The following is a 15,526-nucleotide window of genomic DNA, read 5'->3' as shown; positions in this document are numbered from 1 at the left end:
GTGTACGACGAACCGGGGGAGCCCGCATGGACGGACCGTCCACCACGGAACCGCAGCGGGACGCCGCGGGTGAGGGCGTCATCCACACCCGCGCGCTCACCAAGCGCTACCGCGGCGGGCAACTCGCCGTGGACGGCCTCGACCTGACCGTCCCCGAGGGCAGCGTCTTCGGCTTCCTCGGTCCGAACGGCTCCGGCAAGACCACCACCATCCGCATGCTGATGGGCCTCATCGAACCGACCTCGGGCACGGCACGCGTCCTCGGCCGCCCCATGCCCCGCGCCACCCGCGCGGTCCTCCCGCACGTCGGCGCCCTCATCGAGGGCCCCGCCCTCTACGGCTTCCTCTCCGGCCGCGACAACCTCCTGCGCTACGACGCCGCCGACCCCACCGCCGACCCGCGCACCCGGCGCGCCCGCGTCACCGCCGCGCTCGACCGCGTCGGCCTCGGAGCCGCGTCCGGCAAGAAGGCCAAGGCCTACTCCCTCGGTATGAAGCAGCGCCTCGGTCTCGCGGCAGCCCTGCTCCAGCCGCGCCGGCTGCTGGTCCTGGACGAGCCGACCAACGGACTCGACCCGCAGGGCATGCGCGAGATCCGGGCCCTGATCCGCGAGCTGGCCTCCGACGGCACCACCGTCTTCCTCTCCTCCCACCTCCTCGACGAGATCGAGCAGGTGTGCACCCACGCCGCGGTGATGACCCAGGGCCGCCTGATCACCCAGGGCCCGGTGGCGGACCTGGCGGCGGGGGTGAGGGGCCGGTTGGTGGTGATCACCCCGGACACGGGGGAAGCGGCGCGGTTGCTGAAGGAGCAGGGTTCGGCGGACGTCATCGTCGCGGAGGACCGAGTAACCGCGGAGCCGCCGAATGGCGAACTGGCGGATATCAACGCGGCGTTGGTGACTGCGGGCGTAAGAGTCCGAGGCTTCGGAGTCGAACGGGCCTCGCTGGAGGACGCGTTCGTGGCGCTGACAGGGGAGGGCTTCGATGTCGCAGGCTGAACTCAACCCCCTTCAGGGGCGCGGGGCCGGTTCCGATCTGCGGCTACCGCCGCGTGGGCGCGACCAGCAGCAACGGACCGTCGGCAGCCGAACAACCTTCCACGGCTCCCTCCTGCGCAACGAACTCCGCGTAACCTTCCGCCGCTGGCGCACCCTGGCCCTGCTGGCCGTACTCGCAGCCGTACCCATCCTCGTGGGCATCGCCGTGAAGATCGAGACCGGCGACGGCGAGTCGGTCGGCGGAGGCGGCGGCGAAGGCCCCGCGTTCATCTCGCAGATCACCAACAACGGCCTGTTCCTGGTCTTCACCGCCCTCGCCGCCACCCTGCCGTTCTTTCTGCCGATGGCGGTCGGCGTGGTCGCGGGCGACGCGATCGCCGGCGAGTCCAGCGCCGGGACCCTGCGTTATCTCCTGGTCGCCCCGGCGGGCCGCACCCGGCTGCTGTTCACCAAGTACGCGACGGTGATCGCGTTCTGCGTCGCCGCGACCCTGGTGGTCGCCGTGTCGGCGCTGCTCGTGGGCGCGCTCCTCTTCCCCCTGGGCGACCTCACGACCATCTCCGGTACGCGGATCAGCTTCGCCGAGGGCCTGGGCCGCGCCCTGCTGATCGCGCTGGCCGTCGCCGCGTCACTCATCGGCATCGCCGCGCTCGGCCTGTTCGTCTCCACGCTCACCACCAGCGGCATCGCGGCCATGGCGACCACGGTCGGACTGCTGATCACGGTCCAGATCCTCGGCCAGATCCCGCAACTGGACGCGCTGCACCCGTACTTCTTCTCGAACTACTGGCTGTCCTTCGCCGACCTGATGCGCGAGCCGATCTACTGGGACGACCTCACCAAGAACCTCGGCCTTCAGGCCCTGTACGCGGTCGTGTTCGGCTCGGCGGCCTGGGCGCGCTTCACCACGAAGGACATCACCGCGTAGCCCACCGCGTCTCCGGGGGCCTGGTCCTAGTAGGGGAACGGGAAGCGGGCGAGGGGCGCCTCCTGGGCGAAGAACGTCTTCGCGCGGGCGAGCGCCTCGGAGTCGTGCAGTACGTCACCGGGCTTGCTGCCGTTGCCGAGCAGCACCCCGCCGAACCGCATCCGCATGTACGCCGCCGCGTTGTGCAGGGTCCCGATCAGCGGGTCCGCGACCTCGAACTCCTCGTGCGCCAGGGCCGTCACACCCCACAGCGTGCGGTCCGCGAGCGTCTCCTTGAAGTCGGCGCCGGGGGTGCGCAGCCAGCCCGACCAGTAGTCGAGGTAGCGCTTGGTGGTGGCGGACACCGAGTACCAGTACAGCGGCGACGCGATCACGATGTCCGTCGCCGCGAGCGTCGCGTCCAGCAGCCGGGCCACATCGCCCTGGGTGGGCCGTATGTGGTCGCTGTCGTGCCGCAGGTCCTCGAACTCGGGCACGTCCAGCTCGGCGAGGTCGAGCCACTCCTGCTCCACGTCGTCCGGCAACTGCTCGGCTGCCGCGCGGGCCAGCAGCTCGGTGTTGCCCTCGCTGCGGCTGCTGCCGAGGACAAACAGGAAGCGGCGGTTCATGGGTCCCCCAGGGAGTACGGGTGCGGCGAGTGTCCGGCGCGGAACAATTAAGTGCGCACACATCATATGCATGTGCATGCATCATCTGTCCAGGGCCAGGCGGCCCGGGCCACCGTGAGCAGCAACTCCTCCCGGCCGTGCGGCGCCACGAGCTGGAGCCCGGCCGGGCAGCCGTCGTCGCCGAAGCCCGCCGGGATACTCAGCGCCGGATGCCCGCTGAGGTTGAACGCCCAGGTCAGCTCGGTGGAGTACCGCCCACCCGGGCCCTCGTGACCGTGCGGGGCGGTCGGGACGGTGGGGGTGAGGAGCAGCTCCGCGTGCGCGAAGAGCGCGGCGAGCCGCCGGTCGTTCACGGCCCGCAGCCGGTGCGCGTCGGCCGGGTCGGCGCCGGGGGTGCGCAGGGCCAGCCAGGCGGGGGCGGGGTCGGTGAGCCGGAGCGGGGGCGTGGTGGCCGGCTTCACCACACCGGCGGCGGCGAGGCGGAGGGCGGCCGCGTGGGCCAGGGCGAGGGGCTCGGGGTCGGGGGTGGCGAAGCCGAGGTCGGGGGACCAGAGGGCGGGGACGGGTTCGTTCCTTTCGACGTGGCTCGGGTGCGGGTCGGCCGCCGACGCGCCCGGGGAGACCACCCGCCAGTACATCGCCGCGTCCGTCGGGCAGCGGGTGAGCACCCCCGGCGCCGCGAGACCCGTCCGGTCGGCCGTCGGGAGGTGGCCGTTCGTCGTCTTCAGGCCCAGCACTCCGCACCAGGCCGCCGGGATCCGTACCGAGCCCGCCCCGTCGTTCCCGGTCGCCAGCGGCACCAGACCGGCCGCCACCGCCGCGGCCGACCCGGCCGAGGAGCCGCCCGGCGTCCGGTCCGCCCGCCACGGATTGACCGTACGGCCGTACTGTCCGAGTCCCCAGGTCTGCCAGGCGGTGCCGGGGCCGGGTACGGAGGTCGCGCCCACCGGCACACACCCCGCCGCGACCAGCGCCACCGTGTCCGCCGCGCGCAGTCCGGTCCGCCGCCCCTTCACCCCGATCGGCACGCCGGCCAGCGGCAGCCGTTCGCCCGCGGCGACGCGCGCGTCCACCTCGGTCGCGCGCCGCAGTGCCGCCTCGGCCCACACCTCGGAGAACGCGCTCAGCGTCGGCTCGGCCCGCTCGATCCGGTCCAGCGCCGCCGCCACGACGTCCACGGCACGCGCCGCCCCGGATCCCACGGCGGAGGCGATCTCGTGCGCGCAGGGCGCCGGTCTCACCGACCCGCGCCGGTCAGCCGGGCCAGCGCACGCGTCCCGCGCGGCGGCCCGCCGTCCCTCTCGCCGAACCGCCACGCCGGCACCCACGGCACCCGGTACACGTCCACGACGTCCTCGATCGGCCCGATCCGCCGCTCCAGCCGACGCGGCAACCGGCCCGGCGCGTCCGCCACCAGCACCACGGCGTCCAGATCGACCCCGGCCGGAGCCAGACGGTTGCGGAAGGCCGCCAGGGTGCGGGCGACGGCGTCCAGTCCGGCCGCGTGTGTGCGGGCGACCAGGAGCACGGACGCCGGGTCGTCGGCGCCGGGCCAGGCGCGTCCGCAGTCGTGACCGCCGTAGACCTCGGCGAGGGTGGAGACACCGGCACCGCCGTGGGTGCCGACCCAGGAGAAGCGGCGTGGAGTGACCCGGCCGGGGCCCACGGCACCCGGGACCGGGCCGGGGCCGGGGTCGGGGGGCGGTGCGGGCACCGGTCCGCGGATCCAGATCTCCGGCCCCCGTGACCCGTCCGTACGCATGACCCGCCGCCCGCCTCTCGCCGTCGCCCTCGTTGCCGTAGGACGATCCTCCTGCCCGGAATGCGGCGGTGTGAGTCCGGGGCCGTTACTTGGGACGAGCCTGTGACGCTGTGGTGACGCGTGCACCGGGGCGAGGCGGGACACTCGTCGGTAGGTGTGCGCGGAAGGTTCGCGGACAGATCCGAGTGAGGGAACCGATGACTCGACTCAGCCGCGAGAAGAAGCGGGAAGAGCAGCGCGCCGTGCACCCGGCCGCCGCCGCGTCCCCGATCGACGTCCGCGTTCTCGGGGCGGACGACGCGTCCGTCGCGGGAGTGCCGGTCGTCGCGAGGCCCGGCCGGGAGCTCCAGCACGCCGTCCTCGAACATCTCCACCGTGCCGCGCTCGCCGCCGGTGGCCCGGTCCTCGCCACGGTCCACGACGAGCGCATCGGCTACGTCATCCCCCTCCGCGTCGACCCGGACGGCTCCAGCCACCTGGCGGGCGAGCCGATATCCACCCGCGCGGCCGCGAGGAAGAACCCGACGCCCCGCCCCACGGGTTCCCCCGCGGCCACCCCCAGGTCGACCACAACGCCTGCCTGGGCCGCGGCCCCCGAGTCGCCCGCCCCGGCACCCCCGGCGCCCTCGTCCGAGCGGCCCGCCGCACCTGCGCCGAGCGCCTCGCCTGTTCCGCCCGCACCGCAGGCACCTTCACCCGCTCCGCCCGCCGCACCCACGCGCCAAGCGCCTCCACCCGCCCCGCCGGCCGCGCCCGCGGCGCAGGCGTCTCCAGCCGCCGCGCCCGCACAGCCCACCACGTCCGCGCCCGCGCCTGCACCCGCGCCCGCGCGCCAAGCGCCCCCCGCCGCGCCCGCGCCCCAGTCGGCGCCGATCGCGCCCGCGCCCGCGCCTGCACCCGCGCGCCAGGCGCCTCCCACCGCTCCCGCGCCCCAGTCGGCGCCGATCGCTCCGCCCGCGCCCGCACCCGCGCGCCAAGCGCCCCCCACCGCTCCCGCGCCCCAGTCGGCCCCGCCCGCCCCGGCGGCACCCGTCGCTCAGCCGACCCCCGACGCCCCGCCGCTCTTTCCGCCGCCCACTCCCCTCGGTGACAACACTCCGACGTTTCCCTTGCGGGCGTTGCCCGGGACCGTGGTGGCGCCGAAGGGGGAGTTCGGGCCGCCGCCGGTGATGCTGGGGGCCCGCGCTCCCATCGACGACCAGACCGTGGCCGCGCTGCGGGCCGCCGACCCCGACCCCGTGCCCACGCACACCCCGCCCAGGGGGTTCGACGCCGTCGCCGAGGCGGTGCTGGACGAGACGCCGCCCTCGGGGACCGTGCTCGCCGGGCCGATGACACTGATCGGCGACGCCGTGAAGGAGGGCCGTACGGACACGGCGGCCACCCTCGCCGAGCAGGCGCTGGCCGAGGCGACCGGCACCCTCGGCGCCGAGCACGCCGAGGTCCTCAAGCTGGCCGAACTCGCCGCGTACGTGGCTTACCTGGCCGGTGAGCCCGAGCGGGCCTTCCGGCTCTCGCTCGATCTCGCGGCCAGTTACGTCCGTGTGCGCGACGCGGAGGCCGCGTACGGCAACGTCCAGAGCGCGGCGACCGCCTGGCGTGCCGTACGCGACCCGCGCCGGGGCCTGGAACTGGGCCGTGAACTGCTCGGTGTGTGGGTGGAGTTGGCGGCCGAACCGGAGAGCCCGGCCGCCGAGGACCACGAGGAACTGGACTCGGCCCTGTCCCGCATGGACCGCCTCACCGCCCGCGCGGCCCGCACGGACTGACGCTCGACGCGGCGGAACTCAGTCGGACAGCTCCCACACCGCGTGCGCCACCGCGTCGCTGTTCCGGTTCAGCGCGGTGTCGTTGATGTTGGTCGTGGTGTCGCAGGACGAGTGGTAGCAGCTGTCGAAGGCCCGCCCCGACGTACCGCCCCACTTCGCCGCCTGCGCCGCCGACTTGACCCGGCTCGCGCCGGTGAACAGCCCGCCGACCGGTATGCCCACGTTCTTGAACGAGGCGTGGTCGGAGCGGCCGTCGCCCTCGGTCTCGATCTCGGTCGGCACCCCGAGGCCGGTGAAGTAGTCCTTGAAGGTCTTCTCGATCACCGGGTCGTCGTCGTAGACGAAGTAGCCGGGGTTCGCCGAGCCGATCATGTCGAAGTTCAGATAGCCGTCGATACGGGCGCGGTCGCCGGTCAGCAGGCTGTTGACGTAGTACCGCGAGCCGACGAGTCCCAGCTCCTCGGCGCCCCACCAGGCGAACCGCAGGTGCTTCACGGGCTGGTAGCCGGCGCGGGAGACGGCGAGCGCGGTCTCCAGTACGGCGGCGGAGCCGGAGCCGTTGTCGTTGATGCCGGCGCCGGACGTCACGCTGTCGAGGTGCGCGCCGGCCATGACGACCTGCTCGGGGTCGCCGCCCGGCCAGTCGGCGACCAGGTTGTACCCGACCCGGCCCGACGACGTGAACTGCTGGATGGTGGTGGTGAATCCGGCGGCGTCCAGCCTGGCCTTCACATAGTCGAGGGACGCTCTGTAACCGGGCCTGCCGTGCGCCCGGTTGCCGCCGTTGGCGGTGGCTATGGACTGGAACTGAGCGAGGTGCGCCTTGACGTTCGCGACCGGTATGTCGGGCGCGGCAGCGACCGTGGGCGCGGAGGCGGGCGCGGCACCGGCGAGGGATCCGCCGGTCAGCACCGTGGTGACCGCGACGACGGCAGCCGTGGCCGCCCGCCCGGAAACGGAGAGCTTCATGTGGGGCTCCGAATTCCGTGGGGAATCCCGTGGGGTGTCCACAGTGATTCCACAGTGAATGGGGTGCCTGGATGGTGAAGCTGTGACTGTCCACCGTCAAGAGGTCGATTTGGTCACGCCGTTGTGCGCGTGTGCCGTCAACCAGCCGCGTCTCACTGCACGCAGAACTCGTTCCCCTCCGGATCCGCCATGATCACCCACTGCCCCTGCGCCTCCTTCACCTCCCGCAGCACGCTCGCGCCCAGCCCCGTCAGCCGCTCGACCTCGGCCTCGCGCTGCCCGTCCTCGGAGTGCAGATCCAGGTGGAGCCGGTTCTTGACCGTCTTCGGCTCCGGCACACGCTGGAAGAGCAGTCGCCGTCCGAGCCCGGTGCCGGTCCCCTCGTCGAAGGGGTCGTCGGGGTGCCGTACGGCCACCAGGTCCCGGAAGGCCAGGCGGGCGTGGAACTCGACGGTGGCCTCGCGCGGCAGCGCGCCGAGCTCCAGCAGGCGCTCGATGAGGGCGTTGTTGTCCTCGACCTCGTAGCGCAGCGCGGCGCCCCAGAAGTCGGCCTGCGCCTGCGGGTCGGCGCAGTCGACCACGATCTTGAAGTTCATCGGCCGGGCGGCGGGAGAGGAGGGAGGAGAGGGAGTGGTGGGGGTGGTGGGGGTGGTGGAAGTGTCGGGGGAGGAGTCCCCGGATTCGCTCATGCGGCCATCTATAGCGGTTGCGTGAGCGCGCGGGCAAGGAAGACGCGGGCCCGGCCCGTCGACCGCGGCCGGCCCCCGGAAGGGCTGGAACTCGCCGTCGCGGAAGCGGAGTCGGCGCCCGTACGGAACACCCGCGACGCGCTCCTCGCCGGCGCACGACGGGCCGCGTCACCCGCTCTCCGCTAGCGCGCGACGGGCTGCGCCACCGGCTCCTCCTGCTTGGCGTCGTACGCCGCCCGCGCCGCCGCGATCTCCGGCTGGTGCTCCTCGGTCCAGGTCACCAGGGTCTGGATCGTCGCGTGCAGGGTCCTGCCGAGCGCGGTCAGTTCGTAGTCGACGCGGGGCGGCACCACCGCGTGCACGGTCCGCAGGACCAGTCCGTCGCGCTCCAGCTGGCGCAGGGTGACCGTCAGCATCCGCTGGCTGACCCCGTCGATCTCGCGCCGCAGCTCGGTGAAGCGCAGCCGGCGGTTGTCCAGCAGGGCGATCACGAGGAGCGACCACTTGTCGGCGATCCGGTCCAGGATCTGCCGTACCTCGCAGTCCTCCCGGGTGTCCCACTGGAAGGGGTCCGCGTCGCCGTAGTCGACCAGGCCGGTGCCTTCGCAGTTACTCGGTGACTTTGAAGTGCCTTCTTCCATGTCTCCCGATGGTGCCGCAGGCTGGCGGTGGTTACAAGAGGGAACCGACCCTCATCTCCGTAACCTCCCCCCTTTGCTCGGAGGAGTCTCCATGGGTACCCGCGCCTGGGCCCTACTGCTAGTCCTGTGCGGAACGATCTTCCTGGAGGGCATCGACGTCGCCATGCTGGCGATCGCCATCCCCTCCATCCGGGCCGACCTGGCCCTCACCACCGGCGCCGCGGCCTGGGTGATGAGCTCCTACGTCCTCGGGTACGCCGGTTTCACCCTGCTCGGCGGCCGGGCGGCCGACCTGCTGGGCCGCCGCCGGATGTTCCTGGTCTGGCTGACCGTCTTCCTGGCCTTCTCCGGCCTCGGCGGCCTCGCGACCGAGGGCTGGATGCTGATCGTCGCCCGCTTCGTCACCGGCGTCGCGGCCGCGTTCATGACCCCGGCCGCGCTCTCCCTGATCACCACCTCCTACGCGGAGGGCCCGCAGCGCAACCAGGCGCTGCTGGTCTTCGCCGGCACCGCGGCCGGCGGCTTCTCGCTCGGCCTGGTGATCGGCGGGCTGCTCACCCAGCTCGGCTGGCGCTGGGTGTTCTTCGCGCCGGTACTGCTGGCGGGGGCGCTGCTGGTGGCGGCGGTACGGCTGGTGCCCAAGGAGGAGGCGGCGCCCAGGGAGAAGGCGGCGCCCAGGGAGGAGGCGGCGCCTGAGGAGACGGATGCGCCCGATGAGGCGGAGGCCAACGCCGGGACCCGTCCCCGTCCCGGCCGCTTCGACCTTCCCGGTGCCGTCACCGCCGCGAGCGCCATGCTGCTGGCCGCCTACACCGTCGTACGACTCGAACACGGCCTGCGCGACTGGCCGTCGACCCTGCTCGCCGGGGTCGCGGCGGTGGCGCTCGGGGTGGCGTTCGTCGCCGTGGAGCGGCGGGCCGAGGCGCCGCTGGTGCGGCTCGGGCTGCTGCGCAACGGCGCCACCGTCCGCGCGGACCTCGGCATGCTGCTGTTCGTCGGCGCCTTCTTCGGCTTCCAGTTCGTGCTGACGCTCTATCTCCAGGAGCTGCGCGGCTGGTCGTCGCTCCAGACCGCGGTCGCCCTGCTCGTCATGGGCATCGACGCCGTACTCGCCCCGACGCTCACCCCCCGGCTCGTCACCCGCTACGGCAACGTCCGGGTCGTCCTCGGCGGATTCCTGCTCGCGCTCCTGGCGTACGTGATGTTCCTGCCGGTCGGCATGGACTGGACGTACGCGGCGATGTTCCCGACCCTGATCGTCGCCGGTCTCGCGTTCGCGCTGGCCTACGGGCCGCTGACCATCGCGGCGACCGACGGTGTCGACGAGCACGAACAGGGGCTGGCGGGCGGGCTGCTGACCACGGCGACCCAGTTCGGCTCGGCGGTCGGCATCTCCGCGGTGACCGCCGTCTACGGCTTGGCCTCCGCCGGGGCGGGCCCGGGTCCCGAGGAGAGACTGTCGGCGTTCCGCGCGGCGCTCATGGTGCCCGTGGTGATGGTGGTCCTGGGCACGCTGGTCTCGGCCCTGAGCGTGCGCGCCGCCCGGCGCGCGGTGCGCAGCGCGTCCCAGGTGAGCAGCGTCAGCGCCAGCCAGACCAGCGCGAACCCGGCCCAGCGCTCGGGCGGCATGGCCTCGCGGAAGTAGAGGACGCCCAGCAGGAACTGGAGGACCGGGGCCAGGTACTGCAACAGCCCCAGTGTGGACAGGGGCACGCGGATCGCGGCCGCGCCGAAGCAGACCAGCGGCAGCGCGGTGACGACGCCGGTCGCGGCGAGCAGCGCCGCGTGCCCCGCGCCCTCGGTGGCGAAGGTCGCCTCGCCCCGGCTGCCCAGCCACACCACGTAGGCGAGGGCGGGCAGGAACTGCACGGCGGTCTCGGCGGCCAGCGACTCCAGGCCGCCGAGGTTCACCTTCTTCTTCACCAGTCCGTAGGTGGCGAAGGAGAAGGCGAGGGTGAGCGAGATCCACGGCGGCTTGCCGTAGCCGACCGCGAGGACCAGGACGGCCGCGAAGCCGACGCCGACGGCGGCCCACTGCACCGGCCGCAGCCGCTCCTTCAGCAGCAGCACACCCATCGCGATGGTGACCAGCGGGTTGATGAAGTAGCCGAGCGAGGCCTCGACGACCTGGTCGTTGTTCACGGCCCAGATGTAGACGCCCCAGTTGACGGTGATCACCGCCGCGGCGACCGTGATCAGGGCGAGCCTGCGGGGCTGCCGCAGCAGCTCACCGGCCCAGGCCCAGCGCCGGACGACGAGCAGGACCGCCGCGACCAGGACGAGTGACCACACCATCCGGTGGGCCAGGATCTCGACCGCGCCCGACGGTTCGAGCAGCGGCCAGAACAGGGGGACGAGCCCCCACATCCCATAGGCCGCGAAGCCGTTCAGCAGACCTGTCTGCCGCTCACCCCTCGACTTCCCGGTCACGGGCCCCTCCTTCACGCGTCGCCTCGCCCGGACGAAGGTAGCGCCGGGCGGGGCTCGCTGTCATGCCCGTATCGCCATACGGTCATGACAGTGCGCGGAGGGCTCAGTTCTCGCGCGTCTTGAGGGCGTCCGCGACGGCGTCGGCGAGCGGGGTGGTCGGTCGTCCGGCGAGGCGGGACAGGTCGTTGCCGCCGCCGGCCAGCTCGCCCTTCTCGATGGACAGGTCGGCCCCGACCAGGATCTTCACAAAGCCCTCGGGCAGTCCGGCGCCGACCAGGATGCCGGTGAGCACCTCGGGCGAGACCGCGTTGTAGCCGATCTCCCGGCCGCTCTGCGCACTGAGCTCGGCGGCGTACTCGCCGAGCGTCCACGCGGTGTCGCCGAACAGTTCGTACGTGGTGTTCTCGTGGCCCTCGCCGGTCAGCACGGTCACCGCGGCGGCCGCGTAGTCGGCGCGCGCGGCGGCGGCGATCCGGCCGTCACCGGCGGCGGCGACCACGGCGTTGTGCTCGAAGACCGTGGCGAGCTGCTCGGTGTAGTTCTCGTGGTACCAGCCGTTGCGCAGGAACACGTACGGCACCCCCGAGTCCAGGACGGCCCGCTCGGTCGCGCGGTGGTCGTCGGCGAGCGCGGCGGTGAGGCTGCCGGGGGCGCTGGTGTAGGCGAGCAGGGCGACGCCGGCCGCGCGGGCGGCGTCCACGACGGCCCGGTGCTGGGCTACGCGGTCCGCGGCGACCTCGCTGCTGGAGATCAGCAGCACCTTGTCGCCGGCACCGAACAGGCCCTCGAAGGTCTCCGGCGCGTTGTAGTCGGCGACCGCGATCCGGACGCCGCGGGCGGCGAGGCCGGCGGCCTTGGCCTCGTCGCGCACCACGGCGGTGATCTGCCCGGCCGGTACGCGCTCCAGCAGCTGCTCCACCACGTGGCGGCCGAGGTGTCCGGTGGCTCCGGTGACAAAAACGCTCATGACTGGTTCTCCCTGGGGGTGCTTGGCTTGGCACTAACCCTAGGAGGGGCACTAACTATTCAAAAGTACCCACTTTGAAGTAAGGTACTGACATGGCAGTAACTGACTTGCGGGCCGCCGACGAACCCATGTGTCCCTCCCGGCTCGTCCTGGAGCACGTCACCAGCCGCTGGGGTGTCCTCGTCCTGATCTCGCTGCTCGACCGGCCGCACCGGTTCAGCGAGCTGCGCCGGGCCATCGAGAAGCTCGGGCGCCGGGTCAGCGAGAAGATGCTGACGCAGACCCTTCAGACGCTGGAGCGGGACGGCTTCGTCGACCGCGACGCCAAGCCCGTCATCCCGCCCCGCGTCGACTACTCCCTGACCCCGCTGGGGCGCGAGGCCGCCGAGCAGGTCCGTGACCTCGCGCGGTGGACGGAGCGTCGGATGGCGGCGGTGGAGGAGGCTCGGGGGCGGTATGACGGGGCGAGGGCGGACGTGGACGCGGGGGCGGAAGCCGCTTCGGCGTAGGGGGCGTATAGGGGCGTATATGCGAAGGGCCCGGGTGCCTGATCCGGCACCCGGGCCCTGCTCTGCTGTTGTCACGCGCCGCTGTCGCACGCCGCTTTCACGCGCCGCTTGAGGTCAGCCGACGACCGTCCAGGTGTCGTTGCCGGCCAGCAGTGCGGCGAGGTCGCCCTTGCCGTTCTGCTCGATGGCCGCGTCGAGCTGGTCGCTCATCTGGACGTCGTACACGGGGCGTTGGACGGAGCGCAGGACGCCGATCGGCGTGTGGTGCAGGGTGTCGGGGTCGGCGAGGCGGGAGAGCGCGAACGCTGTGGTTGGTGAGGCCGCGTGCGCGTCGTGGACCAGGACCTGCGCCTCGTTCTGAGGGGTGACGGTGACGACGGTCAGGTCGCCGGTCGCGGGATCGCGGACCACACCCCGGCTGCCGTCCGCGCCGAAGCGGATGGGCTGCCCGTGCTCCAGCCGGATCACCGCCTCCTGGGCCTGGTCCTTGTCCTTGAGGGCCTCGAAGGCGCCGTCGTTGAAGATGTTGCAGTTCTGGTAGATCTCGACGAGGGCCGTGCCCGGGTGGGCGGCGGCCTCGCGCAGCACCTGGGTGAGGTGCTTGCGGTCGGAGTCGATCGTGCGGGCCACGAACGAGGCCTCTGCGCCAAGGGCGAGGGAGACCGGGTTGAAGGGCGCGTCGAGCGAGCCCATCGGCGTCGACTTGGTGATCTTCCCGACCTCGGAGGTGGGCGAGTACTGGCCCTTGGTCAGACCGTAGATCCGGTTGTTGAACAGCAGGATCTTCAGGTTGACGTTGCGGCGCAGGGCGTGGATGAGGTGGTTGCCGCCGATGGACAGCGCGTCGCCGTCACCGGTGACGACCCACACGCTCAAGTCCCGCCGGGAGGAGGCCAGTCCGGTGGCGATGGCGGGGGCGCGGCCGTGGATGGAGTGCATCCCGTACGTGTTCATGTAGTACGGGAAGCGGGACGAGCAGCCGATGCCCGAGACGAAGACGATGTTCTCCTTGGCCAGGCCGAGTTCGGGCATAAAGCCCTGCACGGCCGCCAGGATCGCGTAGTCACCGCAGCCGGGGCACCAGCGCACCTCCTGATCGGACTTGAAGTCCTTCATGGACTGCCTGGCCTCGGCCTTGGGGACGAGTGAAAGCGCCTCGATCGTGCCCGTGCCTTCCGTGGACGTCTCAGCCATCGATGGCCTCCTTGAGCGCCGTGGCGAGCTGTTCGGCCTTGAACGGCATACCGTTGACCTGGTTGTACGAGTGGGCGTCCACCAGGTACTTCGCCCGGACCAGGGTGGCGAGCTGACCGAGGTTCATCTCGGGGATCACCACCTTGTCGTAACGCGTGAGGACCGCCCCCAGGTTCCGCGGGAACGGGTTGAGGTGGCGCAGATGCGCCTGCGCGATCGGCGCCCCGACCGCTCGCAGCCGCCGTACCGCGGCCGTGATCGGCCCGTACGTCGAGCCCCAGCCCAGCACCAGCGTCCGCGCCCCGTCCGGATCGTCGACCTCGACGTCCGGCACGTCGATCCCGTCGATCTTCGCCTGCCGGGTACGGACCATGAAGTCGTGGTTGGCCGGGTCGTAGGAGATGTTGCCCGTGCCGTCCTGCTTCTCGATGCCGCCGATCCGGTGCTCCAGACCCGGCGTACCCGGCACCGCCCACGGCCGGGCCAGCGTCTGCGGATCACGCTTGTACGGCCAGAACACCTCCGACCCGTCCTCCAGCGTGTGGTTCGTGCCCTGCGCGAACTGCACACTCAGATCCGGCAGTTCCTCCAGCTCCGGAATCCGCCACGGCTCACTGCCATTGGCCAGATAACCGTCCGACAGCAGCATCACCGGCGTCCGGTACGCCAGCGCGATCCGCGCCGCCTCCACCGCCGCGTCGAAACAGTCCGCCGGCGTGCACGGCGCCACGATCGGCACCGGCGCCTCACCATTGCGCCCGAACATCGCCTGCAACAGGTCCGCCTGCTCGGTCTTGGTGGGCAGACCGGTCGACGGACCGCCGCGCTGGATGTCCACGATCAGCAGCGGCAGCTCCATGGAGACCGCAAGACCGATCGTCTCCGACTTCAGCGCCACACCCGGACCGCTCGTCGTCGTCACCGCCAGGGAGCCGCCGAAGGCCGCGCCCAGCGCCGCACCGATACCCGCGATCTCGTCCTCGGCCTGGAAGGTCCGCACCCCGAAGTTCTTGTGCCGCGACAGCTCGTGCAGCACGTCCGACGCCGGCGTGATCGGATACGAGCCCAGGAACAGCGGCAGATCCGCCAGCCGGCCCGCCGCGATCAGCCCGTACGCCAGCGCCAGATTCCCCGAGATATTGCGGTACGTACCGACCGGGAAAGCCGCCGCCGCGGGCGCCACCTCGTAGGAGACCGCGAAATCCTCCGTCGTCTCCCCGAAATTCCAGCCCGCACGGAAAGCCGCGATATTCGCCGCCGCGATCTCCGGCTTACGTGCGAACTTCGACTTCAGAAACTGCTCCGTACCCTCCGTCGGCCGGTGGTACATCCACGACAAAAGGCCGAGCGCGAACATGTTCTTGCTGCGCTCGGCCTCTTTACGGGAAAGATCGAATTCCTTCAGTGCCTCGACCGTCAACGTCGTCAAAGGCACCGGGTGCAGGTGGTATCCGTCCAGCGACCCGTCTTCGAGAGGATTGCTGTCGTAGCCGACCTTCTGCATCGCCCGTTTGGTGAACTCGTCCGTGTTGACGATCACCTCCGCACCCCCCGGCACATCGGCGATGTTCGCCTTCAGCGCCGCCGGATTCATCGCGACCAGCACGTTCGGCGCGTCACCCGGAGTGAGGATGTCGTGGTCGGCGAAATGAAGCTGGAACGACGACACACCCGGCAGCGTCCCCGCAGGGGCACGGATCTCCGCCGGGAAGTTCGGCAGCGTCGACAGGTCGTTGCCGAAGGACGCGGTCTCCGAGGTGAAACGGTCGCCGGTGAGCTGCATCCCGTCACCCGAGTCCCCCGCGAACCTGATGATCACCCGGTCCAGCCGGCGGACGTCCTTCGCCCCCGCCGGTTTGCGCTGCTCTCCTACGACGGCTCCGTCGGCCTGTTCCTTCTCGCTACTGACCTGGCTGGTCACTGAACTGGACCTCCTTCGAGGCTGCTGTCGGGGTGCGGCCTTCCCGCGGGCCCACCCAGGATCAACCCTACGTCTGCCGGGGTCGCCCTCCCTGGGCCATTCGCATGATGAACCCCCCTTTGGGACGAAGCGCCGCCG

General features: G+C 71.9%; 15 protein-coding genes and 1 pseudogene. 6 read left to right on the top strand and 10 right to left on the bottom strand.

Annotated features, from left to right (window positions below):
- Positions 1–26 precede the first annotated feature (26 nt).
- Both ACIQAC_RS13915 and ACIQAC_RS13910 read left to right on the top strand, forming a co-directional pair.
- Entirely contained in the window at positions 27–1,001 is a 975-nt protein-coding gene (locus ACIQAC_RS13915) for an ABC transporter ATP-binding protein (RefSeq protein ID WP_402190254.1), read from the top strand.
- The gene (locus ACIQAC_RS13910; protein ID WP_402190253.1) at positions 988–1,929 is read left to right on the top strand and encodes an ABC transporter permease; all 942 of its coding nucleotides are present in this window, start codon (positions 988–990) and stop codon (positions 1,927–1,929) included. Before ACIQAC_RS13915 ends, ACIQAC_RS13910 begins: the two co-directional genes overlap by 14 nt.
- A gap of 26 nt (positions 1,930–1,955) precedes the next feature.
- Here the strand turns inward: ACIQAC_RS13910 and ACIQAC_RS13905 are convergent, their stop codons facing one another.
- The 3 genes from ACIQAC_RS13905 to ACIQAC_RS13895 form a co-directional block, all read right to left on the bottom strand.
- The gene (locus ACIQAC_RS13905; RefSeq protein WP_402190250.1) at positions 1,956–2,537 is read right to left on the bottom strand and encodes a flavodoxin family protein; all 582 of its coding nucleotides are present in this window, start codon (positions 2,535–2,537) and stop codon (positions 1,956–1,958) included.
- 62 nt (positions 2,538–2,599) lie between these two features.
- The gene (locus tag ACIQAC_RS13900) at positions 2,600–3,778 is read right to left on the bottom strand and encodes an amidase family protein (RefSeq protein ID WP_402190247.1); all 1,179 of its coding nucleotides are present in this window, start codon (positions 3,776–3,778) and stop codon (positions 2,600–2,602) included.
- A complete protein-coding gene (locus ACIQAC_RS13895; protein WP_402190245.1) occupies positions 3,775–4,299 on the bottom strand; it encodes a DUF6668 family protein in 525 nt (174 codons plus the stop codon). Before ACIQAC_RS13895 ends, ACIQAC_RS13900 begins: the two co-directional genes overlap by 4 nt.
- Positions 4,300–4,496: 197 nt before the next feature.
- Between ACIQAC_RS13895 and ACIQAC_RS13890 the strand changes: the two genes are divergently transcribed.
- Positions 4,497–6,068, top strand: a complete 1,572-nt coding sequence (locus tag ACIQAC_RS13890) for a tetratricopeptide repeat protein (RefSeq protein WP_402190243.1) — start codon at positions 4,497–4,499, stop codon at positions 6,066–6,068.
- Between the two features lie 18 nt (positions 6,069–6,086).
- Here ACIQAC_RS13890 and ACIQAC_RS13885 read toward each other — a convergent pair whose 3' ends face one another.
- Positions 6,087–7,037, bottom strand: a complete 951-nt coding sequence (locus tag ACIQAC_RS13885) for a M28 family metallopeptidase (protein ID WP_402190241.1) — start codon at positions 7,035–7,037, stop codon at positions 6,087–6,089.
- A 152-nt stretch (positions 7,038–7,189) separates the two neighbouring features.
- Positions 7,190–7,633 (bottom strand): VOC family protein, encoded by a 444-nt coding sequence (locus ACIQAC_RS13880; RefSeq protein ID WP_402190731.1) that lies wholly within the window; start codon positions 7,631–7,633, stop codon positions 7,190–7,192.
- Positions 7,634–7,747: 114 nt separating this feature from the next.
- On the opposite strand from ACIQAC_RS13880, the gene ACIQAC_RS13875 reads away from it, so the two are divergent.
- Positions 7,748–7,912 (top strand): hypothetical protein, encoded by a 165-nt coding sequence (locus ACIQAC_RS13875; RefSeq protein WP_402190240.1) that lies wholly within the window; start codon positions 7,748–7,750, stop codon positions 7,910–7,912.
- Here ACIQAC_RS13875 and ACIQAC_RS13870 read toward each other — a convergent pair.
- Positions 7,909–8,367 carry a winged helix-turn-helix transcriptional regulator gene (locus tag ACIQAC_RS13870; RefSeq protein WP_402190237.1) on the bottom strand — a complete coding sequence of 153 codons (459 nt, stop codon included), beginning with the start codon at positions 8,365–8,367 and terminating at the stop codon, positions 7,909–7,911. The genes ACIQAC_RS13875 and ACIQAC_RS13870 overlap by 4 nt on opposite strands.
- Here ACIQAC_RS13870 and ACIQAC_RS13865 point away from each other — a divergent pair.
- Positions 8,366–9,697 (top strand): annotated as a pseudogene (locus tag ACIQAC_RS13865) (MFS transporter); the annotation flags it as partial. The gene ACIQAC_RS13870 and the pseudogene ACIQAC_RS13865 sit on opposite strands and share 2 nt — an antisense overlap.
- An 80-nt stretch (positions 9,698–9,777) precedes the next feature.
- Here the strand turns inward: ACIQAC_RS13865 and rarD are convergent.
- Positions 9,778–10,797: an EamA family transporter RarD gene (rarD, locus tag ACIQAC_RS13860; protein ID WP_402190236.1), complete on the bottom strand. Its 1,020-nt coding sequence runs from the start codon at positions 10,795–10,797 to the stop codon at positions 9,778–9,780.
- Positions 10,798–10,900: 103 nt separating this feature from the next.
- Positions 10,901–11,764 carry an NAD(P)H-binding protein gene (locus ACIQAC_RS13855; protein ID WP_402190234.1) on the bottom strand — a complete coding sequence of 288 codons (864 nt, stop codon included), beginning with the start codon at positions 11,762–11,764 and terminating at the stop codon, positions 10,901–10,903.
- A gap of 92 nt (positions 11,765–11,856) precedes the next feature.
- Between ACIQAC_RS13855 and ACIQAC_RS13850 the strand changes: the two genes are divergently transcribed.
- Entirely contained in the window at positions 11,857–12,273 is a 417-nt protein-coding gene (locus ACIQAC_RS13850) for a winged helix-turn-helix transcriptional regulator (RefSeq protein ID WP_402190231.1), read from the top strand.
- 114 nt (positions 12,274–12,387) lie between these two features.
- On the opposite strand, the gene ACIQAC_RS13845 is transcribed toward ACIQAC_RS13850, so the two are convergent.
- Positions 12,388–13,467, bottom strand: coding sequence for a 2-oxoacid:ferredoxin oxidoreductase subunit beta (locus ACIQAC_RS13845; RefSeq protein ID WP_402190229.1), 1,080 nt, complete (start codon positions 13,465–13,467; stop codon positions 12,388–12,390).
- A complete protein-coding gene (locus ACIQAC_RS13840; protein WP_402190226.1) occupies positions 13,460–15,388 on the bottom strand; it encodes a 2-oxoacid:acceptor oxidoreductase subunit alpha in 1,929 nt (642 codons plus the stop codon). Before ACIQAC_RS13840 ends, ACIQAC_RS13845 begins: the two co-directional genes overlap by 8 nt.
- Between the last annotated feature and the right edge of the window lie 138 nt (positions 15,389–15,526).

The sequence above is a fragment of the Streptomyces sp. NPDC088387 genome (assembly GCF_044753385.1).
Classification (GTDB): domain Bacteria; phylum Actinomycetota; class Actinomycetes; order Streptomycetales; family Streptomycetaceae; genus Streptomyces.
Note: the sequence above shows the minus strand (reverse complement) of the source record. Positions and strands in the feature narration are given on the sequence as shown.